This window comes from Staphylococcus sp. HMSC036D05 (genome assembly GCF_001836225.1).
GTDB lineage: Bacteria > Bacillota > Bacilli > Staphylococcales > Staphylococcaceae > Staphylococcus > Staphylococcus caprae.
In genome coordinates this window covers 657,645-682,106 of the sequence record NZ_KV827781.1, presented here as the reverse complement: position 1 = coordinate 682,106, position 24,462 = coordinate 657,645, and the positions used below count along the sequence as shown (strand labels likewise).

The following is a 24,462-nucleotide window of genomic DNA, read 5'->3' as shown; positions in this document are numbered from 1 at the left end:
GAAATATAATTTAGCAAAATTATTTTCGTTATCCCTCATTCAATTTGCATTGTTTGCAAAATTTCTTTAAAAAAAATTTTCTATGTTGAAGACCCACCAGCAAAGATGACTAGAATCGATAGGAGCTTGATATATGTGCAACTTCAATTCATCTATATATACTTCCTATATGTTTAAAGAGGCTGAGATATTAAATCGAAGTGATTCCTTTAAAGTTTTCATTTTTAAATGTCACTTTGGAGGGAGCGTATCAAAGACTATATCTCAGACTGCATATATTTATACATATAAAATGAAAAGTAAATAGTGTATTATAATTATAGTCTGTAATACACTTTTATTGTTCGAGGAGAAGAAAAATATGTCATTAATGAACAAATCGATTCATTTAACAACAAAATTATATCAGAAGAAAGTTCCAATCGTACCTAGAGTTATGCAATGGTTTAACAGAGCATTGTTTTCAACTGATATACCTAAAAGCGTTAAAATTGGAAAAGGTACTAAATTCGCTCACAGTGGTTTAGGTTGTGTTATACATGAAAGAACAGTTATCGGAAAAAACTGTAAGATACTCCAAAACGTAACTATTGGAGGCAATTCAAAAGGTGGAACACCAGTAATTAAGGATAATGTGTTAATTGGTGCTGGAGCGACTATAATTGGGGATGTGACAATTGGAGATAATGCTAAAATTGGAGCGATGGCTTTAGTTATTGAAGATGTACCTGAAAATGGAATAATAGTCGCTAACAAAGGAAAGATTTTACAAAAATAAATTTTATGTATTATATGGAATAGAAATATCATAATTGTACTTCAATTATTAACCACGTCACTAAAAGGCGTGGTTTTTTATTTATACCTCAAAAAATCAAACATACAATGGTAGGAACTAATTTTGTTTCACAACATTTTTGGTGAAGTCTTGGTGCAGTTTAGGTTTGTATTATATAGTGTGCTATTAATAGACAAAATAAAAAGAACTCCGTCGTTACGGAGTTCTCAATGTCGAAAAGTGTTTAACTTTAGGTTATTAGCGTCCTGGGAGGGATTCGAACCCCCGACCGATGGCTTAGAAGGCCATTGCTCTATCCAGCTGAGCTACCAGGACATTTTTTAACACAAGAATTATTATATCTAAACAGGAGGCTTTTAGCAATAGCTGACTTATAAAAAATGTTTATATTTTTCACTATAGCAGTGCATTTTATCCTTAAATGTTAATTAATTGTAAAGGTGCAAGGAATTTTTAACAATTAAATTGCAAACAATACAGTGATGAATGCCAAACTGTTGTGTAAACGTTTACATTCGACAGTTATGACCTTTAATTGCCGTCTTAAGAAAATATGAACAAATTGTGCCATATGGGCTTTATAGTATAAGTAACAAAACGATAGATAAACAAACAACACAAGTTCATTCATCGTTTTAAATTAATTAACTCACGCATTATTCTAATATACTATAAGGAGTGTTTGTAATGGAAAAATTATTCGACGCAATTAAAAATACTGTAGATGCTGGTATTAACCACGATTGGACTAAATTAGGTACAAGCATCGTAGACATCGTTCAAAACGGTGTAAGTGTTATTTCTAAATTAATCGGTGCTTAATTTTTAAATATTAATACAAATATTAAGGAGAGATTAACATGGAAAAATTAGCGGACGCAATCGCAAACGTAGTAAAAGCAGGACAAGATCACGATTGGACTAAATTAGGTACAAGCATTGTAGATATCGTAGAAAATGGTGTTAACTTACTTACTAAAGTATTCGGTGGATAATAAATAAATTTAAATAAAGAAAGGGAGAAATTTTCATGACTAAATTAGCAGAAGCAATCTCAAATGCAGTAAAAGCAGGACAAGATCACGATTGGGCAAAATTAGGAACTAGCATCGTAGGAATCGCAGAAAACGGAATTAGCTTATTAGGTAAAGTATTCGGATTCTAAGTTAAACAAATTACAAATATTACAATAATCAATTACTAAAGGGAGAGATAAGAATGGAAAAATTAGCAGAAGCAATCGCAAATACAGTAAAAGCAGGACAAGACCACGATTGGTCAAAATTAGGAACTAGTATCGTTGGTATCGCTGAAAATGGTATTGGTTTATTAAGCAAAGTATTTGGCGGTTAATTTTCACGCTAAATTATCAATCTTATTAAAAGTTAGGGAGAGATTTTCATGACAAAATTAGCAGACGCAATTGCAAATGCAGTTAAAGCAGGACAAGATCAAGACTGGGCAAAATTAGGTACAAGCATCGTAGGAATTGCAGAAAATGGAATCAGCTTATTAGGTAAAGTATTCGGATTCTAATTTTCTTAATATATAAATGGACCAGGGCAAGCGCTCTGGTCTTTTTTTAATGTCAAAATATTTGATAATATGAAATGTATGAATTACTTTAATCATATTTGGACTAGGAGAATTAGTAATGACATATAAAAATATATTCTTAGATTTTGATGATACAATTGTAGATTTTTTTGATGCTGAGGAGAAGGCTTTTTATAATATGGCACATCAGTATCACCATTTTCCTAGTGAAAAAGATTTTCTACATTTTAGAAAGGTCAATCAAGCGCATTGGGAAGCTTTTCAACAAAATAAATTAACTAAAGAACAAGTTTTATCACACAGATTCATCAATTATTTTAAAGACTATCAAATTGAAGTTAATGGTAAAGAAGCTGATGAAATATTTCGAGACGAATTAGCCAAAGCACCTTTAAAATTTTTTGATCATACTATTCAAACTATCGAACAGCTTCAACACAATCACTGTTTATATATTGTTACTAATGGAGTGACAATAACGCAGCAGCGTCGAATTGCACAGACCAATTTTAATGAGATATTTGATGGGATTTTTATTTCGGAACAAACAGGTTATCAAAAACCTATGCCTGAGTTTTTTGATTACATTTTCGAAAAAATCGGAGAAAATGAAAGGGAATAAACAATGATAGTTGGGGATTCATTGACTTCTGATATTATGGGAGGATTAAATGCAAATATTGCAACGTGTTGGTTTAATAAACGGAATAAAATAAATCAAACTGATATTCAACCACATTATGAAATAAGTGATTTATCAGAACTTATCGATATAGTTGAATAATAGATGAGAAAATGAAAAATTAATTTCTTTCCGACAAAAAATGATAGCGTAAGATTATTACACATAAATAATAGCCCATAAAGTGAATGTATTTAAAAGTTCATTTTAAGGGCTATTATTATAATAATGCGCTATTTATCAATTAATAATAAGACATTTTTATTCAGTTTTTTAATGACATTTGAACAAAGAATTTAAATTACAATGTTCACTTTAATCAAAGGCATAGTTATAATTACGGTTTCCAAATTAAAATATCATGACCTTCTGGATTTTTAGCTTCTACATCTTCAAAACCTTGTTTCAAGAAATAATTCTTTGAATTATTACGCGCAATTGCTTTAATTGGTTTGTCTTTTTCCTTAGCGAAGTCGATGAGTTTTTTAGCATAACCACGACCTTGGTATTTCTCTAATACTTCTAATTTCCATAATAAAATATAGTCTTCACAATCTGGGAAATAGGTTTCTTCAACTTCACCTTTATCAAGCAATGCCATTCTTGCTGCTAATTTATCTCCGACAAAGATACCATAAAAAGGTGAGTCAGAACTTGCGTCAATCATTTGTCCTTTTAACTCTTCAACCATATAAAGATCTTTATTTCCGAACTCTCTAAAATCTTCGAAAAGTTCGTCTGTTTTATAATTAATCTCTAAATGTTTTACCTCACTCATATTTTACTCCCCCTTTGTTTCTTTTCTTTATTATACCCTATTTTAAAGGTGAGTTTCATTTATTTAAAATAATAGAAATTTTAAGTTTTAATAAGTGTTTATATAAATTCTTTTAAGCCGTTAAATTGTCATCAAAGCGCTTAGTCTTTATACTATATGAGTAATAGTGCTACTGAAGGAGTAAAAACATGAATTGCAATGTAATAAAGTTAAATGAAGATAATCAGTTTATCAATAAAATAAAAAACGGCGATTCTCAAATCACACGATTTTTCGAATACGATGCAAGTAAGAAAGATAGCTTTGCAAGAAGATTAGCGACGCCAAATAATGGAAGAGAAACAGAGTTAGCCAACGTCATAGAATCTTATATGAATGATTTGGATTTAACAAAACAACAAATTGAGAACTTAGATGCCTTAGCAAATGGTGCAAAAGTAGTCATCGGTGGGCAACAAGCAGGATTGTTTGGTGGTCCTTTGTATACTTTTCATAAAATATTTTCAATCGTAACGCTGTGTAATGAATTGTCAGAACAATATCATAAACAAATTGTTCCTGTTTTTTGGATTGCTGGAGAGGATCATGATTTTGATGAAGTGAATCATACCTATGTATTCAATGATAAAAAAGCCTCTCTTAATAAAATCAAATATCATACTATGACTCCACCTGAAAGTAATGTCTCTCGTTTTACTCCTGATAAAGATGCTTTGATTGATGCGTTAGATAGCTTTTTTAAAGAATTAAAGGAGACGACGCATAGTTTAGAAGTATATGAAATGTGCAAGAACATAATTCATCGCTACAATAACTGGACCGATATTTTCAAAGGCCTTTTACATGAGGTGTTTAAAGAATATGGCGTTCTGTTTATAGATGCACAATATACAGATTTAAGACGTATGGAAAGACCAATTCTTAAGGAAATGTTAGAACAGCACGACGAGTTAGATCAAGCTTTTCGTGAGACACAAAACAATACAGAAGCGCAAGGTTTAACTCCTATGATTCAAACTGAGACAAATACTCATTTATTCATTCACGAAGATAACATGAGACAGTTGCTAACTTATAAAAATGGGAAGTTTATAACAAGTAAATCTGAAAATAGTTACTCAAAAGAAGAAATATTAGAAATCATTGATAATGAACCTGAAAGAATATCTAATAATGTAGTAACACGTCCTATAATGGAAGAATGGTTGTTTAATACAGTGGCATATATTGGTGGACCAAGTGAAATTAAGTATTGGGCCGAACTTAAAGAAGTTTTTCAACTTTTAAAAGTCGAAATGCCAATAGTATTACCAAGATTAAGAATAAGTTACATGTATGAAAGAACTGAGAAATTGCTCTCTCAATATGATTTAACTACCGAAACAATTATTTCAAACGGTGTGGAGAATGATAGACAACGATTTGTACGTGAACAAGCCTCTAATGAACTTATTTCTCAAGTGGAAGAAATGAAAGTTCAACAACAGCAACTTACAGATAAACTCAAATTACAAGTTGCAGGAAACCATGATAATGAAATGCTAATTGAAAAGAATAATGAAATTCATCAAAAACAATACGATTACTTATTAAAACGGTATTTGCTAAATGTAGAAAGAGAAAATGATATTAGCATGCGTCAATTTAGAGAAATTAATGAAGTTCTCCATCCAATGGGTGGATTACAAGAAAGAATTTGGAATTCGTTACAAATTATGAATGATTTTGGGAAAAATGTGTTCAGTCCCTCCACCTATCCACCACTTCATTACACTTTTGATCATATTATTATAAAACCTTGATATAACGGCGTTTAAGCCCATTTTATCTTTTTGATAAAATGGGCTTTTTTGTGTTTGAGCAAATAATTTGAACTATTTTTGCATAATTAGTGGAGGATAGTGGGGAGATGTGGTAAATTATAAATAAGGTGAGGTGATAAAAAATGTTCATGGGAGAATACGATCATCAATTAGATACAAAAGGACGTATGATTATACCGTCCAAGTTTCGTTATGACTTAAATGAACGTTTTATTATCACTAGAGGCCTTGATAAATGCTTGTTTGGATACACGCTTGAAGAATGGCAACAAATTGAAGAGAAGATGAAGACCTTACCTATGACTAAAAAAGATGCACGTAAATTTATGCGTATGTTCTTCTCTGGTGCTGTTGAAGTTGAACTAGATAAGCAAGGGCGTATTAACATTCCTCAAAATTTAAGGAAATACGCTAATTTAACCAAAGAATGTACAGTAATTGGGGTTTCAAATCGTATTGAGATTTGGGACAGAGAAACTTGGAACGATTTCTATGAAGAATCTGAAGATAGTTTCGAAGATATTGCTGAAGATTTAATAGATTTTGATTTTTAAATGGAGGAATTAAAGTGTTTCATCACATCAGCGTTATGTTAAACGAAACCATTGATTATTTAAATATAAAAGAAGATGGTGTGTATGTTGATTGTACGCTTGGTGGTGCAGGGCACGCCCTTTATTTACTTAATCAATTAAATGATGAAGGTAGACTTATAGCGATTGATCAAGATTTAACAGCCATAGAAAATGCAAAGGAAGTTTTAAAAGAACATTTGCACAAAGTCACTTTTGTTCATAACAACTTTCGAGAACTAACGAATATTTTAAAAGAACTCAACATTGAAAAGGTAGATGGCATCTATTATGACCTCGGTGTTTCGAGTCCGCAATTAGATGTCCCTGAAAGAGGATTTAGTTATCATCATGATGCGAAATTAGACATGCGTATGGATCAAACTCAATCATTATCTGCATACGAAGTAGTGAATGAATGGTCCTACGAAGCATTAGTTAAGATTTTTTATCGTTATGGAGAAGAGAAGTTCTCAAAGCAAATTGCTAGAAGAATTGAAGCGAATCGTGAACAACAACCGATTGAGACGACTTTACAACTTGTCGATATCATCAAAGAAGGCATACCCGCGAAAGCAAGACGTAAAGGCGGTCATCCTGCTAAGAGAGTTTTTCAAGCAATTCGAATAGCTGTTAACGATGAATTATCCGCGTTTGAAGATTCAATTGAACAAGCAATTGAAAATGTAAAGGTGAACGGAAGAATTTCGGTCATCACGTTCCATTCATTGGAAGATCGCTTATGTAAGCAAATCTTTCAAGAGTACGAAAAAGGACCGGAAGTTCCGAGAGGATTACCAATTATTCCTGAAGCATACTCGCCGAAATTAAAACGTGTAAATCGCAAACCGATAACCGCTACTGAAGAAGATTTAGACGAAAACAATCGTGCGCGTAGTGCAAAACTACGTGTTGCAGAAATTTTAAAATAAGGAGTAATTGAAATGGCTGTAGAAAAAATTTATCAACCCTATGATGAAGCAACACAAACCAGTATCCCACAAAGACAACCGCAATCTCGTCCTGAGAAACAAACAGTCAAAAGAAAAGTGGTTGTACAATTAACTAGATTCGAAAAAGTTTTATACATAACACTTATTACTGTAATTGCCATGATTAGTATATATATGCTATCTTTAAAAATGGATGCGTACGACACGCGAGGAAAAATTGCAGATTTAGATCAAAAAATAGAAAAACAATCTAGTGAAAACAGCGCATTAAAATCTGAAATCAAGAAAAACTCTTCTTATGAACGCATTTACGATAAGGCTAAAAAACAAGGTATGAGCCTACAGAACGACAATGTAAAGGTAGTGCGTAATAATGGCGAAGCGAAAAATTAAAATTAAAAAAAATAAAATAGGGGCAGTCCTACTAGTTGGTTTATTCGGACTGCTCTTTTTTATATTGGTTTTAAGGTTCTCATACATTATGATTACTGGTCATTCTAATGGTCAGGATTTAGTGATGAAGGCAAATGAAAAGTATTTAGTAAAAAATTCGGAACAACCAGAACGAGGAAAGATATATGACCGAAATGGTAAAGTTCTAGCCGAAGATGTCGAAAGATACAAGGTAGTAGCAGTCGTGGATAAAAAGGCGAGTCAAAATAGTAAAAAACCACGTCATGTCGTTGATAAAAAGAAAACAGCAAAACAATTATCTAAAGTTATAGATATGAAACCTAGTGAAATTGAAAAACGTTTAAATCAGAAAAAAGCCTTCCAAGTGGAATTCGGTCAAAAAGGTACAAATCTGACTTATCAAGATAAAGAAAAAATTGAAAAAATGGATATGCCTGGTATTTCACTATATCCAGAGACAGAACGTTTCTATCCTAATGGCAATTTTGCTTCCCATTTAATTGGAATGGCACAAAAAGATCCAGACACTGGTCAATTAAACGGAGCATTAGGTGTTGAAAAGATTTTCAATAGTTATTTAAACGGTACACAAGGCGCACTTAAATATATTCAAGATATTTGGGGTTATATTGCTCCTAATACTAAAAAAGAACAACAACCTAAGCGTGGAGATGACGTTCATTTAACACTTGATTCTAATATTCAAGTCTTCGTCGAAGAAGCGCTCGATGGTATGGTAGAAAAATATGCTCCTAAAGACTTATTCGCTGTAGTGATGGATGCAAAAACAGGAGAAATTCTCGCTTACAGTCAGCGTCCTACTTTTAATCCAGAAACAGGAAAAGACTTTGGTAAAAAGTGGGCAAATGACTTATATCAAAACACGTATGAACCTGGTTCAACATTTAAAACATACGGTTTAGCTGCAGCAATTCAAGAAGGTAAGTTTAAACCAGATGAAAAATATAAGTCAGGACATCGAGATATCATGGGCTCAGAGATTTCAGACTGGAATAAAACAGGTTGGGGTAGAATCCCAATGTCACTAGGATTTACTTATTCATCCAATACATTGATGATGCACTTACAAGACTTAGTAGGCGCTGATAAAATGAAATCTTGGTATGAACGCTTTGGATTTGGTAAAAAAACAGGCGGAATGTTTGATGGCGAAGCAGCTGGGCATATTGGTTGGTCTAATGAATTGCAACAAAAAACAACTGCATTTGGACAATCTACGACAGTAACGCCGGTACAAATGATTCAAGCGCAATCAGCTTTCTTTAATAAAGGAAATATGCTAAAACCTTGGTTTGTTAGTAGTATTGACAACCCTGTCACTAAGAAAAATTACTATAGTGGGGAAAAACAATATGCAGGTAAACCAGTGACTGCAGATACAGCCAAAAAAGTAGAAAACGAACTTGATAAAGTTGTTAACAGTAAACAAAGTCATGCAATGAATTATCGTGTTAAAGGCTATGATATTGAGGGTAAAACAGGTACAGCACAAGTGGCCGATTCAAATGGTGGAGGTTACGTTAAAGGTGAAAATCCATACTTTGTAAGCTTTATCGGTGATGCACCTAAGAAGAACCCGAAAGTCATTGTTTATGCTGGTATGAGTTTAGCTCAGAAAAATGATGAAGAAGCTTATGAAATGGGTGTAAGTAAAGCATTTAAACCAATCATGGAGAATACACTTAAGTATCTAAATGTTGGTAAATCAAGCGACTCTACATCAAAAGCAGATTACAGCAAGGTACCGAATGTTGAAGGTCAAGAAATGCAAAAAGCAGAGGATAGCTTGAATGCTCAATCGCTTAAACCAGTTACAATCGGTAGTGGCAAACAAATTAAAGCGCAATCTGTAAAAGCAGGCACTAAAATATTGCCACACAGTAAAGTATTATTACTCACTGATGGTGATGTAACAATGCCTGATATGACAGGTTGGACTAAGGAAGATGTGTTAGCATTCGAAGACCTGACCCACATCAAAGTTTCAACTAAAGGTAATGGTTTCGTTACAAATCAAAATGTAACTAAAGGTCAAACATTGAAAAGTAAAGACAAAATTGAAGTTACTTTATCAGCAGACAAGACAGATGAAAACGATGACGAGTCTGACGATACGGGTTCTGATAAACAATCAAAATCTGACGATAAATCATCAGATAAGCATAAATCAGACTCATCTTCAAAATCAGATTCAAAGAATAGTTCAAGTTCTGACTCTAAAAAAGACTCCAATAGCAATTCAAATAATAAATCAAGTTCCAATGACGATAGTTAACGGAACTGAGTAAACAAATGAGGTTGGGATTATCATTTTAGGGATTAACTTAGAAATGGTCCCAACCTTATTTATTAATATTTTAAGTTTTATATGAAAACAAAGAGAAAACTGATAAACTATTAAAGGTTATTTACAATCAAACGAGTAAAAATTAGAAAGTGAAGAAAAGGAGATTCATATGTTCTTTATATATGCGATCATCGCACTACTCATAACATTTATATTAGTTCCAGTGCTTATTCCAACTTTAAAAAGAATGAAGTTTGGACAAAGCATTAGAGAAGAAGGTCCACAAAGCCACATGAAAAAAACAGGAACACCTACGATGGGTGGGCTTACATTTTTAATTAGTATCATTATTACTTCTGTGATTGCGATTATTTTTGTTGATAAATCAAATCCAATCATCTTGTTATTATTCGTTACTATAGGCTTTGGATTAATCGGATTCATTGATGATTACATTATTGTAGTTAAAAAGAACAACCAAGGTTTAACAAGTAAACAAAAATTCTTAGCTCAAATATTAATTGCAGTTATTTTCTTTGTATTAAGTGACGTATTTCATTTAATCAATTTTACTACAAATTTACATATTCCATTTTCTAACTTCGATATCCCATTATCATTTGCCTATGTCTTATTCATTGTCTTCTGGCAAGTTGGATTTTCAAATGCGGTGAATTTAACTGATGGATTAGACGGATTAGCTACAGGATTATCTATTATAGGATTTGCAATGTATGCGATTATGAGTTTTATTCTTGATTCACCAGCTATTGGTATATTCTGTATTATCATGGTATTTGCTTTATTAGGTTTCCTTCCTTATAACTTAAATCCTGCAAAGGTATTTATGGGGGATACAGGTAGTTTAGCTTTAGGTGGTATCTTCGCTACTGTTTCAATCATGCTTAATCAAGAGCTGTCACTTATATTTATCGGTTTAGTTTTCGTTATTGAAACCTTATCAGTAATGTTACAAGTTGCTTCTTATAAATTAACTAAAAAGCGCATTTTCAAAATGAGTCCAATTCACCATCATTTCGAATTAAGTGGTTGGGGTGAATGGAAAGTTGTAACTGTATTTTGGACGGTAGGTTTAATTTCAGGATTAATCGGATTATGGATTGGAGTGCATTAGAATGCTAAATTACACAGAATTAGAAAATAAAAATGTTCTAGTAGTAGGATTAGCTAAAAGTGGATATGAAGCAGCAAAAATATTAGCTAAATTAGGTGCGAATGTCATAGTGAATGATGGCAAGGATCTTTCACAGGATGCACACGCTAAAGATCTCGAATCAATGGGCATCGAAGTCGTAAGTGGCGGACATCCTTTATCTTTACTAGATAATAATCCAATTATTGTTAAGAATCCTGGTATACCTTACACTGTTTCAATTATCGACGAAGCTGTACGTAGAGGATTAAAAATATTAACTGAAGTAGAATTAAGTTATCTTATATCAGAAGCGCCAATTATTGCAGTAACTGGTACAAATGGTAAGACAACTGTCACGTCACTTATCGGTGATATGTTTAAAAAAAGTGTATTAACAGGTCGTCTATCTGGAAATATTGGATATGTTGCTTCTAAAGTCGCTCAAGAGGCTCGTCCTGATGAATATTTAATTACAGAGCTTTCTTCTTTCCAATTATTAGGAATTGAAAAGTATAGACCTCATATTGCAATTATTACGAATATTTACTCAGCACATCTCGATTATCATGAAACATTAGAGAACTATCAAAACGCGAAGAAACAAATTTATAAAAACCAAACTAAAGATGATTACTTAATTTGTAATTATCATCAAAGACATTTAATTGAGTCGGAAAATCTTAAGGCGAAAACCATGTATTTTTCTACTCAGCAAGAAGTGGACGGTATTTATATTAAAGACGGATTCATTGTATATAATGGCATTCGTATCATAAATGTTAAAGATTTAGTTTTACCAGGCGAGCACAACTTAGAAAATATTTTGGCTGCAGTATTAGCTGCCATTTTGGCAGGCGTACCAGTTAAAGCCATCGTAGATAGTCTGACAACTTTCTCAGGAATTGATCATAGACTTCAATACATTGGTACAAATCGTACGAATAAATACTACAATGATTCCAAAGCAACTAATACTTTAGCTACACAATTTGCTTTAAATTCATTTAAACAACCTATTATATGGTTATGTGGTGGATTAGATAGAGGCAATGACTTTGATGAGTTAATTCCATATATGAATAATGTTCGTATTATGGTTGTTTTTGGCGAAACTCAGGAAAAGTTTGCTAAACTAGGTAATAGCCAAGGTAAATACGTAATCAAAGCTACAGACGTTGAAGATGCTGTTGATAAGATTCAAGAAGTAATTGAACCAAATGATGTGGTGTTACTATCACCAGCTTGTGCAAGTTGGGATCAATATAATACATTTGAAGAACGTGGTGAGAAATTTATCGAAAGATTCCGAGCACACTTGCCATCTTATTAAGGAGTGTGAATGCTCATGGATGAAAAAAATAAACATAGTAATGATAAAGTGTCGCGTATAGAAGATTTCACTTCACATCAAAGAGAAGAAAGCGATAACGATGATTTAGGGCTTTTCAGAAGAAATAAAGACTTTCGAAATCGTAAAAGAAAACGTTTCGGCGATAAAGTGAACGAAGAGGAATTGGCAAATCATGAACATCAAAGAGAGGACGATACTCAAGATAAGCATTTAGAACAAAATGTTGAGAATAGTTCAAATCAAGATTCACCTCATGATGCCTTAGATAAAAGTAATGATACTAAACAAGATGAGACGATCGATGTGGATAGTGATGACAATCTTAATGAATCACAAGCACATAACGACAATCTTGAAGAGAAGAACGAGACTGATCAACAAGAAGATAAAGAGGCTTCTTCTGATAGCGATAATGAACTCAAATCAACTGAGGACAATGCGCAAGATAAAAAAGAGGATAAAAAGAAAGGTTTGCTTGGCTCATTACCGTTTATAAATAAAAATAAGCGTTCGTCAGGTAATAAAGATCAACAGGTCGAGCCTAATAGACCTATGACGCTTGAAGAAAAAAGAGCGTTACGTCGACAACGACAAAAGAGGATTCAATATACAATTATTACGCTATTAGTACTATTGATTGTTATTTTCTTACTATATATGTTCACACCACTGAGCAAGATTTCAAATGTGAATGTTAAGGGTAATAACAACGTGAGCACGAGTAAAATTAATAAAGAACTTCATGTTACTTCTCATTCTAGAATGTATACGTTTAGTAAGCGTAAAGCAATTAATAATTTAAAGAAAAACCCTTTAATCAAAGACGTAGAAATTCATAAACAATTACCTAATACTTTAAATGTTAAAGTGACAGAGTATCAGGTAGTCGGTTTAGAAAAAAACAAAGATAATTATGTGCCAATCATCGAAGATGGCAAAGAATTAAAAGACTATAGTGATGATGTTTCACACGATGGTCCAATCATTGATGGTTTCAAAGGCAACAAAAAAACAAGTATGATTAAAGCTTTATCTGAAATGTCACCAGAAGTTAGGAGTATGATTGCCGAAGTAAGCTATGCCCCAGCAAAGAATAAGCAAAATAGAATAAAGATTTTTACAAAGGATGATATTCAAGTTGTAGGAGATATTACAACAATTGCTAATAAAATGAAATATTATCCGCAGATGTCTCAATCGCTAAGTAGAGACGATTCTGGTAACCTTAAAACGGATGGATACATTGATTTATCAGTAGGTGCATCATTTATTCCTTATGGAGGTTCATCAGGAGCTGAATCAGAAACTGATCAGAATGTAACAAAATCGACACAACAAGAAAGTGAAGCAAAAGAAGAGTTACAAAGTGTATTGAATAAAATTAATAAACAATCAAAAGATAATAATTAAAAAAATTCGGTAATAGTATGTGTTTATAGTTCACAAGCTATTCAACGTATTGTAAACTAAACATAGTGTATTTTAATAGTAATTTGTCAGGAGGTGCCTATCTATGGAGGAACATTACTATGTAAGTATAGATATAGGTTCATCAAGTGTAAAAACAATAGTAGGCGAAAAATTTCACAATGGAATAAATGTGATAGGTACAGGACAAACCTACACTAGCGGTATCAAAAATGGTCTGATTGACGATTTCGATATTGCGAGACAAGCAATTAAAGATACGATTAAGAAGGCTTCAATTGCCTCAGGTGTAGATATAAAAGAAGTATTCTTGAAGTTACCTATCATTGGTACCGAAGTATACGATGAATCAAATGAAATTGAATTTTATGAAGATACTGAAATTAATGGAACACACATCGAAACGGTGTTAGATGGTATCCGTGATAAAAATGATGTAGCTGAGACAGAAGTTATCAATGTCTTTCCTATTCGATTCGTGGTAGATAAAGATAATGAAGTTTCAGACCCTAAAGAATTAATTGCAAGACACTCTTTAAAAGTAGATGCAGGCGTGATAGCTATTCAAAAATCTATTTTAATCAATATGATTAAATGTGTTGAAGCATGTGGTGTTGACGTATTAGATGTTTACTCTGATGCTTATAACTATGGATCTATTTTGACAGCTACTGAAAAAGAGTTAGGCGCATGTGTCATCGATATTGGTGAAGATTTAACTCAAATCGCATTTTATGAACGTGGCGAATTAGTAGATGCAGATTCTATTGAAATGGCTGGACGTGATATTACAGATGATATTGCTCAAGGCTTAAATACTACATATGATACTGCCGAGAAGATTAAACATCAATATGGTCATGCTTTCTATGACTCAGCTTCAGAGCAGGATGTATTTTCAGTAGACCAAATTGATAGTGAAGAACATGTTCAATATACTCAAAAGGACTTAAGCGATTTTATTGAGCAACGCGTTGAAGACATATTCTTTGAAGTATTCGATGTTCTTCAAGAACTTGGTTTAACAAAAGTAAATGGCGGATTTATTGTGACAGGTGGCTCTGCTAACCTACTTGGAGTAAAAGAATTATTACAAGATATGGTAAGTGAAAAAGTTAGAATTCATACACCTTCACAAATGGGAATTAGAAAACCTGAATTCTCTTCTGCAATTTCAACAATTTCTAGTAGTATCGCTTTTGACGAGTTATTAGATTATGTTACAATTAGTTATCATGATAATGAAGAATTTGAAGAGGAAGTTATCGAGTCTAATGATAAAGATAACGAATCTAAATCAAGCGGTTTTGATTGGTTTAAACGTAAATCAAATAAGAAAGATACTTATGAGGAAGAGCCTGAAGCACCTCATGAAGAAACATACGAAGACCGCGTAAATCAACACGAAGATGAACATCATCAATCAGAAGGTAAAGAAAAAGAAGAAGGTAAATTTAAAAAATTAATGAAATCTCTATTTGAATGATTATTGGCCATTAAGACTAGGAGGAAATTTAAATGTTAGAATTTGAACAAGGATTTAATCATTTAGCTACATTGAAAGTCATCGGTGTAGGTGGCGGCGGTAACAACGCTGTTAATCGTATGATTGACCATGGTATGAATAACGTTGAGTTTATCGCAATCAATACAGACGGACAAGCTTTAAACTTGTCTAAAGCAGAATCAAAAATCCAAATCGGTGAAAAATTGACACGTGGTCTTGGTGCAGGTGCTAACCCTGAAATTGGTAAAAAAGCAGCTGAAGAATCTCGTGAACAAATTGAAGATGCTATCCAAGGTGCAGATATGGTATTCGTAACTGCTGGTATGGGTGGCGGTACTGGTACTGGTGCAGCTCCTGTTGTTGCAAAAATTGCTAAAGAGATGGGTGCTTTAACTGTAGGTGTTGTTACTCGTCCATTCGGCTTCGAAGGTCGTAAGCGTCAAACACAAGCAGCAGCTGGTGTTGAAGCTATGAAAGCAGCTGTAGATACATTAATTGTTATCCCTAATGATCGTTTATTAGATATCGTTGATAAATCAACACCTATGATGGAAGCATTCAAAGAAGCAGATAACGTATTACGTCAAGGTGTACAAGGTATCTCAGATTTAATCGCAGTATCTGGTGAAGTGAACTTAGACTTTGCTGACGTTAAGACAATTATGTCAAATCAAGGTTCTGCATTAATGGGTATCGGTGTATCTTCTGGTGAAAATAGAGCAGTAGAAGCAGCTAAAAAAGCAATCTCTTCTCCATTATTAGAAACTTCAATTGTTGGTGCACAAGGTGTGCTAATGAATATTACAGGTGGAGAATCACTTTCATTATTCGAAGCTCAAGAAGCAGCGGATATTGTTCAAGATGCAGCTGATGAAGATGTAAACATGATTTTTGGTACAGTTATTAATCCTGAACTACAAGATGAAATTGTTGTTACAGTGATTGCAACAGGCTTTGAAGATAAACCTTCTTCTCAAGGTCGTAAGTCTACAAGCACTGGTTTCGGTTCAAGCGTGAACAGTGGTTCTACAAACCAAAGTCACTCTACACCGAAAGAGGATTCATTTGCTACAAATTCTTCTAGCTCACAAGCTTCAGAAGGTGTAAGCGAAAGAAGTCATACTACTAAAGATGACGATATTCCTAGCTTTATTAGAAATAGAGAAGAAAGACGTTCTAGAAGAACTAGACGTTAATATATACTTAACAACTCACTTAAAAAGCCATCAGTTAAATGTCTGATGGCTTTTTAGTTTGTGCTTTTTACTTTTTACAAATTTGAAGAAGGTTAGCAAATAATATTTGTTTAAATAGTGAGTAAGATGTCATCCTTTAAAAATAAGTAAACTCATACATATACTTGCAGTTTAAATGTAAGAATAGATGATATATAATAGTTTTATAATATACTTTATTGTGATGATGACTAGCAATCTTTTAAATTACATTCTCGTATGGTGGTGAAACATGATGGCGGAAAGATTTATAAAGAAAGAACATTATTTAGATTATGACGTAAAACATTCACAAAATATTAAGTTAGGTTTCACAACAAGAGAGAATGGTTTGAGTCTTTATCCAGAACATGCGTTTAATATGGCAAGATATGTTGATGACAATCAAGACAATATTACTGAGCATCAAAAGATGCTAGCTAGTGACATTGGTTTCGATAGAGAAAATTGGGTATTTCCTATACAAACTCATGAAAATAAAGTCGCTAAAATCACACAAGAACATAAAGGGGTAAATATTAAAGCGTTAACTGATAACTTATATGGTATAGACGGTATATATACCTATGAACCGAATATATTATTAACGATGTGTTATGCAGATTGTGTGCCAGTATATTTCTATAGTGAAAGTCATGGATATGTGGGTTTAGCTCATGCAGGATGGCGAGGTACGTATGGTGAAATTGTCAAAGAGATGGTAAAAAGAATCGACTTTGACCTTAAAGATTTACAGGTTGTCATCGGACCATCAACGTCTAATACATACGAAATTAATGATGACATTAAAAGTAAATTTGAAACGCTAACGATTGATACCTCAAAATATATTGATACTCGTGATAAAAATAGACATGGAATTGATTTGAAAAAAGCGAATGCATTGTTACTCGAAGAAGCTGGTGTGCCTTCTGAGAATATTTATATTACCAATTATGCTACTTCGGAGAACTTAGAATTATTTTTCTCTTATAGAGTTGAAAAGGGAAACACTGGGCGTATGTTAGCATTTATAGGACGAAAGTAAAGTGAGGTGGAACTCAAATGAGTGTCAAACAGAATTTAAACAAAATTGAACAAGAAATTAGCAATCATATTGAAAAAAATTCCATTTCAGCACAACCTCACGTGATTGCTGTGACAAAGTATGTTACAATAGAGCGAGCTAAAGAAGCTTATCAAGCAGGCATTAGACACTTTGGTGAAAATAGATTAGAAGGCTTCAAAGAGAAGAAAGCAGCATTACCTGATGACGCTATTTTTCACTTTATTGGCTCTTTACAATCTAGGAAAGTCAAAGACGTCATAAATGAAGTTGATTATTTTCATGCATTGGATCGCCTAAGTTTAGCTAAGGAGATTAATAAAAGAGCAAATCATGTCATATCTTGCTTTGTGCAAGTGAATGTTTCTGGGGAAGAATCAAAACATGGTATCGCTTTAGACGAAGTTAATGAATTTTTAAATGAATTAAAAGATTATGAGAACATCAAAATTGTTGGTTTAATGACTATGGCACCACTAACAGATGATGCTTCGTACATTAAATCAATATTTCACGATTTAAGACATAAAAAAGAAGAAATTCAACAATTCAATTTAGAACATGCACCATGTACTGAATTATCGATGGGAATGAGTAATGACTATCAAATCGCAGTTGAAGAAGGTGCAACCTTTGTCAGAATTGGGACTAAACTTGTAGGAGAAGAGGAGTGAGCCCCTTGGCTTTGAAGGATTTATTTAATGGATTTTTTGTAGTAGAAGATGAAGAAGAAGTAGAAGCGCCAGAAGAACGTGAATCTGCTAGATCACGCGAGCGTGCTCAAGATCGTGATGTGGAGTCGCGCAATGAAAATACGACACCAGCACAAACACAAAATAATATAAGTAGACAAAATGCGATTAAATCTGTACCACAAAAGAGTACAAACAGACAAAATGCTACATCTGAGGAAAGGAATTATCGTATGAATAATAATTCAAAGAGTAATTCTCGTAACGTTGTCACTATGAACCAATCGTCTCAAAGTTATTCAACGCAGGAAAGTTCAAAAATGTGCTTATTTGAACCACGCGTTTTTTCAGATACTCAAGATATCGCTGATGAGTTGAAAAATAGACGTGCTACATTAGTTAATTTACAACGTATTGATAAAGTATCTGCAAAACGTATTATTGACTTCTTAAGTGGTACAGTCTATGCCATTGGTGGAGATATCCAACGCGTAGGTACTGATATTTTCTTATGTACACCTGATAACGTGGAAGTTGCTGGAAGCATAACTGATCATATCGAAAGCATGGAGCAACATTACGAATAAGGAGTTAAATTATGGATATCGGTTTGCTTAGTACAATATTCCGATTTATTTTATTCTTAGTACAAGTTTATTATATAGGAATGATTGTTTATTTCTTCACTTCTTGGGTTCCTAGTATCAGAGAATCTAAAGTTGGAGAATTTTTAGGGAAGATTTATGAACCCTTCTTAGAACCTTTCAGAAAAGTTATTCCACCTATTGGATTTATAGATATTTCTTCAATTGCGGCAATCATTGTATTAGTTTTATTCCAACGCGGATTATTAACGATCTTTAGAATCATTCTTACACATATGGCTTAACTTGAAGCGTCTTCTAATATAATATACATGTAGTAAACGAGGCAAAGTATACCACAACTTTGACCTCGTTTTTGTCATGTACATGTTTGAACATTTCAAATTATATATGTAATCAATCCGTTTCAGAAAAATAATAGAACGGTAGGAGGTGTTTATTATCGATATATATCAGCATTTTAGAAATGAAGAGCAAGAATTAATTGATCAATTGATGGATAAATGCGAACAAGCGGATAGTCATTATGCACCGGTGCTTACAGCATTTTTAGATCCGAGAGGGCAATATATATTAGAAGTAATTGTAGGAAGTTATGAAGATTTAAATGTGACTTATAACGGGGGACCACATGCTGAAAGAAAACGTGCTATCATTGCACCTTCCTATTATGAACCACAAGAAGAAGATTATGAAATTTCGCTCCTTCAAATAGATTATCCAGAGAAGTTTGTGAATATACAACATCAACACGTACTTGGAACATTAATGTCATTGGGGATTGAAAGAGACCAACTTGGTGATATTATGGTAGGTAATGAGATACAATTTATTTTGACAAAGCGTTTAGAATCTTATATCATGTTTGAACTAACGCGTATCAAAGGCGCCACAGTTAAACTTAATTCTATTCCTATAAAAGATATGATACAATCAGAAGAGAATTGGAAAATTCAAAGTGCTACTGTGAGTGCGTTGAGATTAGATGTTGTATTAAAAGACATGATACGTAAATCTCGAAATATAGCGAAACAATTAATCGAAAAGAAAAGAGTCAAAGTGAATCACACGATTGTAGATACACCTGACTTTCAATTAGAGAAGAATGATTTACTTTCTATCCAAGGATTTGGTAGAGCCCAAATCACAGAAATTGGTGGAAGAACTAAAAAAGATAAATTACACATTACCTATCAAACATTATTTAAATAGTATAGTGATGAAACAAGGAGGATATCACATGCCTTTCACACCAAGTGAGATTAAGAATAAAGAGTTTACACGAGTGAAGAACGGTTTAGAACCTACTGAAGTGGCAAATTACTTAGATCAATTAAGCAATGAAATTGAACGCCTTAAAGAAGATAAAAAGCAACTTGAAAAAGTAGTTGAAGATAGAGATACAAATATTAAATCTTATCAAGATGTTCACCAATCTGTAAGTGATGCTTTAATTCAAGCACAAAAAGTAGGAGAAGAAACTAAACTTGCAGCGACTAAAGATGCTGAAGCAACACTAGCTAAAGCACAAGTTCAAGCTGATAAAATTGTGAATGAAGCTATTGAAAAAGCACGTCGTCTTTCATTCCAAACGGAAGACATGAAACGTCAATCTAAAGTGTTTAGATCTCGTTTCCGTATGTTAGTGGAAGCACAGCTTGATTTACTTAAGAGTGAAGATTGGGATTATTTATTAAATTATGATTTAGATGCTGAACAAGTGACTTTAGAAGATATTCATCATTTAAATGATAATGATTTAACACCTGAAGAACGTGCAATGAAAAATAGTCAATCAGATGCGCAAGTTAATCATAATGAATCAACATCTGAATCAGCGAATGCTTCAGATTCTCAATCAACATCATCAAATTCAACTTCAAACAACCAATAATGGATTTGAGGCAAGATTGATAGGTAACAGGATAGTTTTTATAAAAAAGATGCATGTTCAGTTGCCTTGTTAACTTATTTGTTATAAAAATGCATTTTCTAAATAACAATTTATTGATATGATATAGAAAGACAGACGCGTAAGAAGCAGTTAACATATTCCAGCGAGTTAGGAAATGGTGAGAGCCTAACATCATGTTTGTTTCTTATATCACTGGCTTTTATTTTTAATATGCTTTAAGAGAGAACTCTAAGTTGAGTTAAACAGGGTGGTACCGCGGTTAAGCCGTCCCTGTTGATTGAACTTAGAGTTCTTTTTTTATCATAAGAAGGAGTGAACAGAATGAATTACAAAGATACTTTATTAATGCCCAAAACTGACTTTCCAATGAGAGGTGGTTTGCCTAATAAAGAACCTCAAATTCAGGAAAAATGGGATGCTGAAGATCAATATCAAAAAGCATTAGAAAAAAACAAAGGAAATCAATCTTATATTCTACATGATGGCCCACCATACGCTAATGGTAGTTTACATATGGGACATGCACTTAACAAAATTATTAAAGATTTTATCGTGCGTTATAAAACAATGCAAGGTTTTTATGCACCATATGTTCCAGGATGGGATACACACGGTTTACCTATTGAACAAGCCTTAACTAAAAAGGGTGTAGACCGTAAAAAAATGTCTATTGCTGAATTCAGAGAAAAATGTAAAGAATTTGCACTTAAACAAGTTGATATTCAAAAGAAAGATTTTAAACGCTTAGGTGTGCGTGGAGATTTTAATAATCCTTATATTACACTCACTCCTGAATATGAAGCGGCACAAATTAGATTATTCGGTGAAATGGCAGACAAAGGTCTAATTTATAAAGGTAAAAAGCCTGTATATTGGTCGCCTTCAAGTGAATCTTCATTAGCAGAAGCGGAGATTGAATATCATGATAAACGTTCTGCATCAATTTATGTAGCGTTTGACGTTAAAGATGATAAAGGTGTCGTAGATCCAGATGCTAAGTTCATTATTTGGACAACTACGCCATGGACAATTCCATCAAATGTTGCCATTACAGTTCATCCAGAACTTAAATACGGTCAATACAATGTTAATGGACAAAAATACATTATTGCGCAAGCATTATCTGAAACAGTAGCAGAAGCTTTAGAATGGGATAAAGAATCTATTCAACTTGAAAAGGAATTTACAGGTAAAGAATTAGAATATGTAGAAGCACAACATCCATTCTTAGATCGTGTGTCACTTGTTATCAATGGTGATCATGTCACAACTGATGCAGGTACAGGTTGTGTTCATACTGCACCTGGACACGGGGAAGATGACTACATTGTTGGCCAAAAATATGAATTGCCAGTGATTAGTCCATTAGACGACAAAGGTGTATTTACTGAAGAAGGCGGACAATTTGAAGGTATGTTCTATGATAAAGCCAATAAAGCTGTCACTGACCTTTTAACTGAAAAGGGCGCACTTCTTAAATTGAACTTTATTACTCATAGTTACCCACATGATTGGCGTACTAAAAAACCTGTCATCTTTAGAGCAACACCACAATGGTTTGCTTCAATTAGTAAAGTAAGACAAGATATTCTTGATGCGATTGAAGATACTGATTTCAAAGTCGACTGGGGTAAAACACGTATCTATAATATGATTCGTGATCGTGGTGAATGGGTAATTTCTCGTCAACGTGTATGGGGTGTTCCATTACCAGTATTCTATGCTGAAAATGGAGACATCATCATGACGAAAGAAACAGTCAATCATATTGCTGATTTATTCGCAGAACATGGTTCAAACATCTGGTTTGAAAGAGAAGCAAAAGATTTATTACCTGAAGGATTTACGCATCCAGGTAGTCCAAATGGTGAATTTACTAAAGAAACAGATATCATGGACGTATGGTTCGATTCTGGTTCATCACACCGTGGCGTGTTAGAAAATCGTCCTGAATTAAGCTTCCCAGCTGACTTATACTTTGAAGGTAGTGACCAATATCGTGGTTGGTTTAACTCTTCAATCACTACTGCAGTTGCAACAAGAGGCCAAGCACCATATAAATTCTTATTATCTCACGGTTTCGTTATGGACGGAGAAGGTAAGAAAATGAGTAAATCACTTGGTAACGTTATCGTTCCAGACCAAGTAGTAAAACAAAAAGGTGCAGATATTGCGCGATTATGGGTAAGTAGTACAGATTATTTAGCTGACGTACGTATCTCTGATGAGATTTTAAAACAAACATCTGACGTATATCGTAAAATCAGAAATACATTAAGATTTATGCTAGGTAATATTAATGACTATAACCCTGAAACTGATCGTATTCCTGAAAATGATTTATTAGACGTAGACCGTTATTTACTTAATCGTTTACGTGAATTTACTGCAAGTACAATCAATAATTATGAGAATTTCGATTACTTAAATATCTATCAAGAAGTTCAAAACTTCATTAACATTGAATTAAGTAATTTCTACTTAGATTATGGTAAAGACATCCTTTATATTGAGAAAAAAGATACTCACAAACGTCGTAGCATGCAAACAGTGTTATATCAAATTTTAGTTGATATGACTAAATTACTTGCTCCAATCTTAGTGCACACTGCTGAGGAAGTATGGTCACATACGCCTCATGTTAAAGAAGAAAGCGTTCATTTAGCTGACATGCCAGAAGTGGTTGACGTTGATAAAACGTTACTTGATAAATGGAATACTTTGATGGATTTACGTGACGATGTAAACCGTGCGCTAGAACAAGCGCGTAATGAGAAAGTGATTGGTAAATCACTAGAAGCTAAAGTTATTATCGGTAACAACGAATCCTTTAAAGCTACAGAATTCTTACAAGAATTTAATGATCTTCAACAATTATTCATTGTCTCTCAAGTAGAAGTTGTTGATACAGTTGAAAATGGTACTTCATACAAATATGGTGACATCCGTATTGAACATGCTGATGGTGAAAAATGTGAAAGATGTTGGAACTATAGCGAAGAATTAGGTTCCGTAGGCGAACTTGATCATCTTTGCCCACGTTGCCAAGAAGTGGTTAAAACTTTAGTTTAATATTACTCATTTGATAGGTTATTGTTTAAAAATAAGGGCACAAACGCTTTGATATAGGCGTTTGTGTCTTTTTTATGAGTTAATATATTGAAATTTTTCAAGGAATTAAAGTGCGTTAGCTTCTACGTTTGAGCGTATATAGGGACTGTAATTAAAATTGAACCTCACAATAAACGAATGATTAATTTTTTATTTTGTATACTTTGCAACCTCTTATTATTTGAACATTTTCTTTAATACTTATATCGTGAAAGAAAACCAATAATTAATTTTACTAAATATTAAAAAATAAAATGTTTGAAGGAGGTTAAAATGAAAAAAATATTTAAAATTTTAGGACTTGTAGTAATCGTTTTAATAATTGTTATAATATTAGTTGGTATAGGAATACATATGTATAAAAAACATGAAGAACACGAAGAAAACAAGCTTAATCAAAGAGTTCATCGTATCTTTAAACATAAAGGTTGGGAAGAAAAAATTAAAAAAGAAGAAAACATTCATACATTTAATACAGGATATAACTTCTTACAAGTAACGTTTAAAGATGAACCTTATAACACATATACT

At 33.1% G+C, this 24,462-nt stretch carries 25 protein-coding genes, 1 tRNA gene and 1 pseudogene; 25 read left to right on the top strand and 2 right to left on the bottom strand.

Features of this window, described 5'->3' with window-relative positions:
* The first annotated feature begins 361 nt into the window (after nt 1–361).
* Nucleotides 362–778, top strand: coding sequence for a serine O-acetyltransferase (locus tag HMPREF2580_RS07815; protein WP_070831746.1), 417 nt, complete (start codon nt 362–364; stop codon nt 776–778).
* Between the two features lie 262 nt (nt 779–1,040).
* Here HMPREF2580_RS07815 and HMPREF2580_RS07810 read toward each other — a convergent pair.
* A tRNA-Arg gene (locus tag HMPREF2580_RS07810) sits at nt 1,041–1,114 on the bottom strand.
* 372 nt (nt 1,115–1,486) lie between these two features.
* Between HMPREF2580_RS07810 and HMPREF2580_RS07805 the strand changes: the two genes are divergently transcribed.
* The 6 genes and pseudogenes from HMPREF2580_RS07805 to HMPREF2580_RS07780 all read left to right on the top strand — a co-directional run bounded on the left by HMPREF2580_RS07805 (nt 1,487) and on the right by HMPREF2580_RS07780 (nt 3,140).
* A complete protein-coding gene (locus HMPREF2580_RS07805; RefSeq protein ID WP_070831744.1) occupies nt 1,487–1,621 on the top strand; it encodes a beta-class phenol-soluble modulin in 135 nt (44 codons plus the stop codon).
* Between the two features lie 38 nt (nt 1,622–1,659).
* Nucleotides 1,660–1,794, top strand: coding sequence for a beta-class phenol-soluble modulin (locus HMPREF2580_RS07800; RefSeq protein ID WP_002442396.1), 135 nt, complete (start codon nt 1,660–1,662; stop codon nt 1,792–1,794).
* Between the two features lie 35 nt (nt 1,795–1,829).
* Nucleotides 1,830–1,964, top strand: a complete 135-nt coding sequence (locus HMPREF2580_RS07795) for a beta-class phenol-soluble modulin (protein WP_002442398.1) — start codon at nt 1,830–1,832, stop codon at nt 1,962–1,964.
* A 53-nt stretch (nt 1,965–2,017) separates the two neighbouring features.
* On the top strand, nt 2,018–2,152 hold the full coding sequence (locus tag HMPREF2580_RS07790; protein WP_002442400.1) for a beta-class phenol-soluble modulin: 135 nt from the start codon (nt 2,018–2,020) through the stop codon (nt 2,150–2,152).
* 48 nt (nt 2,153–2,200) lie between these two features.
* A complete protein-coding gene (locus HMPREF2580_RS07785) occupies nt 2,201–2,335 on the top strand; it encodes a beta-class phenol-soluble modulin (protein ID WP_002442402.1) in 135 nt (44 codons plus the stop codon).
* Nucleotides 2,336–2,453: 118 nt separating this feature from the next.
* Nucleotides 2,454–3,140, top strand: a pseudogene (locus HMPREF2580_RS07780) (YjjG family noncanonical pyrimidine nucleotidase).
* Between the two features lie 235 nt (nt 3,141–3,375).
* Here the strand turns inward: HMPREF2580_RS07780 and HMPREF2580_RS07775 are convergent.
* Nucleotides 3,376–3,816 carry an N-acetyltransferase gene (locus HMPREF2580_RS07775; protein ID WP_070831741.1) on the bottom strand — a complete coding sequence of 147 codons (441 nt, stop codon included), beginning with the start codon at nt 3,814–3,816 and terminating at the stop codon, nt 3,376–3,378.
* Nucleotides 3,817–4,004: 188 nt separating this feature from the next.
* On the opposite strand from HMPREF2580_RS07775, the gene bshC reads away from it, so the two are divergent.
* From bshC to HMPREF2580_RS07685, 18 genes are all read left to right on the top strand, one after another.
* Nucleotides 4,005–5,618 (top strand): bacillithiol biosynthesis cysteine-adding enzyme BshC, encoded by a 1,614-nt coding sequence (gene bshC / locus HMPREF2580_RS07770; protein WP_070831738.1) that lies wholly within the window; start codon nt 4,005–4,007, stop codon nt 5,616–5,618.
* 143 nt (nt 5,619–5,761) lie between these two features.
* On the top strand, nt 5,762–6,193 hold the full coding sequence (gene mraZ, locus HMPREF2580_RS07765) for a division/cell wall cluster transcriptional repressor MraZ (RefSeq protein WP_002442408.1): 432 nt from the start codon (nt 5,762–5,764) through the stop codon (nt 6,191–6,193).
* Between the two features lie 14 nt (nt 6,194–6,207).
* Complete coding sequence (rsmH, locus tag HMPREF2580_RS07760) at nt 6,208–7,143, top strand: 16S rRNA (cytosine(1402)-N(4))-methyltransferase RsmH (RefSeq protein ID WP_070831735.1); 936 nt, start codon at nt 6,208–6,210, stop codon at nt 7,141–7,143.
* A gap of 12 nt (nt 7,144–7,155) precedes the next feature.
* Nucleotides 7,156–7,557: a cell division protein FtsL gene (gene ftsL, locus HMPREF2580_RS07755; RefSeq protein ID WP_002442411.1), complete on the top strand. Its 402-nt coding sequence runs from the start codon at nt 7,156–7,158 to the stop codon at nt 7,555–7,557.
* Nucleotides 7,538–9,874, top strand: a complete 2,337-nt coding sequence (locus HMPREF2580_RS07750; protein WP_002442413.1) for a penicillin-binding protein — start codon at nt 7,538–7,540, stop codon at nt 9,872–9,874. The genes ftsL and HMPREF2580_RS07750 overlap by 20 nt, the downstream gene beginning before the upstream one ends.
* Before the next feature lie 181 nt (nt 9,875–10,055).
* The gene (gene mraY / locus HMPREF2580_RS07745) at nt 10,056–11,021 is read left to right on the top strand and encodes a phospho-N-acetylmuramoyl-pentapeptide-transferase (RefSeq protein WP_070831732.1); all 966 of its coding nucleotides are present in this window, start codon (nt 10,056–10,058) and stop codon (nt 11,019–11,021) included.
* A 1-nt stretch (nt 11,022) separates the two neighbouring features.
* Entirely contained in the window at nt 11,023–12,372 is a 1,350-nt protein-coding gene (murD, locus tag HMPREF2580_RS07740) for a UDP-N-acetylmuramoyl-L-alanine--D-glutamate ligase (RefSeq protein WP_070831729.1), read from the top strand.
* 15 nt (nt 12,373–12,387) lie between these two features.
* Complete coding sequence (locus tag HMPREF2580_RS07735; RefSeq protein WP_070831726.1) at nt 12,388–13,803, top strand: cell division protein FtsQ/DivIB; 1,416 nt, start codon at nt 12,388–12,390, stop codon at nt 13,801–13,803.
* Nucleotides 13,804–13,906: 103 nt separating this feature from the next.
* A complete protein-coding gene (gene ftsA / locus HMPREF2580_RS07730) occupies nt 13,907–15,307 on the top strand; it encodes a cell division protein FtsA (protein WP_002442420.1) in 1,401 nt (466 codons plus the stop codon).
* A 32-nt stretch (nt 15,308–15,339) separates the two neighbouring features.
* Nucleotides 15,340–16,524 carry a cell division protein FtsZ gene (ftsZ, locus tag HMPREF2580_RS07725; RefSeq protein ID WP_070831723.1) on the top strand — a complete coding sequence of 395 codons (1,185 nt, stop codon included), beginning with the start codon at nt 15,340–15,342 and terminating at the stop codon, nt 16,522–16,524.
* 274 nt (nt 16,525–16,798) lie between these two features.
* Complete coding sequence (gene pgeF, locus HMPREF2580_RS07720) at nt 16,799–17,590, top strand: peptidoglycan editing factor PgeF (RefSeq protein ID WP_070832606.1); 792 nt, start codon at nt 16,799–16,801, stop codon at nt 17,588–17,590.
* Between the two features lie 17 nt (nt 17,591–17,607).
* Nucleotides 17,608–18,282, top strand: a complete 675-nt coding sequence (locus tag HMPREF2580_RS07715) for a YggS family pyridoxal phosphate-dependent enzyme (RefSeq protein ID WP_070831720.1) — start codon at nt 17,608–17,610, stop codon at nt 18,280–18,282.
* Entirely contained in the window at nt 18,279–18,887 is a 609-nt protein-coding gene (locus HMPREF2580_RS07710) for a cell division protein SepF (protein WP_002442429.1), read from the top strand. The genes HMPREF2580_RS07715 and HMPREF2580_RS07710 overlap by 4 nt, the downstream gene beginning before the upstream one ends.
* An 11-nt stretch (nt 18,888–18,898) precedes the next feature.
* Nucleotides 18,899–19,189 (top strand): YggT family protein, encoded by a 291-nt coding sequence (locus HMPREF2580_RS07705; protein ID WP_070831717.1) that lies wholly within the window; start codon nt 18,899–18,901, stop codon nt 19,187–19,189.
* Between the two features lie 148 nt (nt 19,190–19,337).
* Entirely contained in the window at nt 19,338–20,117 is a 780-nt protein-coding gene (locus HMPREF2580_RS07700) for a YlmH family RNA-binding protein (RefSeq protein ID WP_070831715.1), read from the top strand.
* A 28-nt stretch (nt 20,118–20,145) separates the two neighbouring features.
* Nucleotides 20,146–20,799, top strand: coding sequence for a DivIVA domain-containing protein (locus HMPREF2580_RS07695; RefSeq protein WP_037541381.1), 654 nt, complete (start codon nt 20,146–20,148; stop codon nt 20,797–20,799).
* Between the two features lie 342 nt (nt 20,800–21,141).
* Entirely contained in the window at nt 21,142–23,892 is a 2,751-nt protein-coding gene (ileS, locus tag HMPREF2580_RS07690; RefSeq protein ID WP_070831712.1) for an isoleucine--tRNA ligase, read from the top strand.
* A 312-nt stretch (nt 23,893–24,204) separates the two neighbouring features.
* On the top strand, nt 24,205–24,462 hold a 258-nt coding region (locus tag HMPREF2580_RS07685), incomplete at its 3' end, for a DUF3139 domain-containing protein (RefSeq protein ID WP_070831709.1).

What these genes read in the sequence shown, in the direction of transcription:
- bshC (WP_070831738.1), top strand. Translation starts at nt 4,005, where the DNA reads ATGAATTGCAATGTAATAAAGTTAAATGAAGATAATCAGTTTATCAAT.
- HMPREF2580_RS07795 (WP_002442398.1), top strand. Translation starts at nt 1,830, where the DNA reads ATGACTAAATTAGCAGAAGCAATCTCAAATGCAGTAAAAGCAGGACAA.
- HMPREF2580_RS07775 (WP_070831741.1), bottom strand. Translation starts at nt 3,816, where the DNA reads ATGAGTGAGGTAAAACATTTAGAGATTAATTATAAAACAGACGAACTT.
- pgeF (WP_070832606.1), top strand. Translation starts at nt 16,799, where the DNA reads ATGGCGGAAAGATTTATAAAGAAAGAACATTATTTAGATTATGACGTA.
- HMPREF2580_RS07785 (WP_002442402.1), top strand. Translation starts at nt 2,201, where the DNA reads ATGACAAAATTAGCAGACGCAATTGCAAATGCAGTTAAAGCAGGACAA.
- HMPREF2580_RS07805 (WP_070831744.1), top strand. Translation starts at nt 1,487, where the DNA reads ATGGAAAAATTATTCGACGCAATTAAAAATACTGTAGATGCTGGTATT.
- ftsL (WP_002442411.1), top strand. Translation starts at nt 7,156, where the DNA reads ATGGCTGTAGAAAAAATTTATCAACCCTATGATGAAGCAACACAAACC.
- HMPREF2580_RS07750 (WP_002442413.1), top strand. Translation starts at nt 7,538, where the DNA reads ATGGCGAAGCGAAAAATTAAAATTAAAAAAAATAAAATAGGGGCAGTC.
- ftsZ (WP_070831723.1), top strand. Translation starts at nt 15,340, where the DNA reads ATGTTAGAATTTGAACAAGGATTTAATCATTTAGCTACATTGAAAGTC.
- ftsA (WP_002442420.1), top strand. Translation starts at nt 13,907, where the DNA reads ATGGAGGAACATTACTATGTAAGTATAGATATAGGTTCATCAAGTGTA.
- HMPREF2580_RS07800 (WP_002442396.1), top strand. Translation starts at nt 1,660, where the DNA reads ATGGAAAAATTAGCGGACGCAATCGCAAACGTAGTAAAAGCAGGACAA.
- ileS (WP_070831712.1), top strand. Translation starts at nt 21,142, where the DNA reads ATGAATTACAAAGATACTTTATTAATGCCCAAAACTGACTTTCCAATG.
- mraY (WP_070831732.1), top strand. Translation starts at nt 10,056, where the DNA reads ATGTTCTTTATATATGCGATCATCGCACTACTCATAACATTTATATTA.
- HMPREF2580_RS07695 (WP_037541381.1), top strand. Translation starts at nt 20,146, where the DNA reads ATGCCTTTCACACCAAGTGAGATTAAGAATAAAGAGTTTACACGAGTG.
- murD (WP_070831729.1), top strand. Translation starts at nt 11,023, where the DNA reads ATGCTAAATTACACAGAATTAGAAAATAAAAATGTTCTAGTAGTAGGA.
- HMPREF2580_RS07715 (WP_070831720.1), top strand. Translation starts at nt 17,608, where the DNA reads ATGAGTGTCAAACAGAATTTAAACAAAATTGAACAAGAAATTAGCAAT.
- HMPREF2580_RS07790 (WP_002442400.1), top strand. Translation starts at nt 2,018, where the DNA reads ATGGAAAAATTAGCAGAAGCAATCGCAAATACAGTAAAAGCAGGACAA.
- mraZ (WP_002442408.1), top strand. Translation starts at nt 5,762, where the DNA reads ATGTTCATGGGAGAATACGATCATCAATTAGATACAAAAGGACGTATG.
- HMPREF2580_RS07815 (WP_070831746.1), top strand. Translation starts at nt 362, where the DNA reads ATGTCATTAATGAACAAATCGATTCATTTAACAACAAAATTATATCAG.
- HMPREF2580_RS07735 (WP_070831726.1), top strand. Translation starts at nt 12,388, where the DNA reads ATGGATGAAAAAAATAAACATAGTAATGATAAAGTGTCGCGTATAGAA.
- HMPREF2580_RS07705 (WP_070831717.1), top strand. Translation starts at nt 18,899, where the DNA reads ATGGATATCGGTTTGCTTAGTACAATATTCCGATTTATTTTATTCTTA.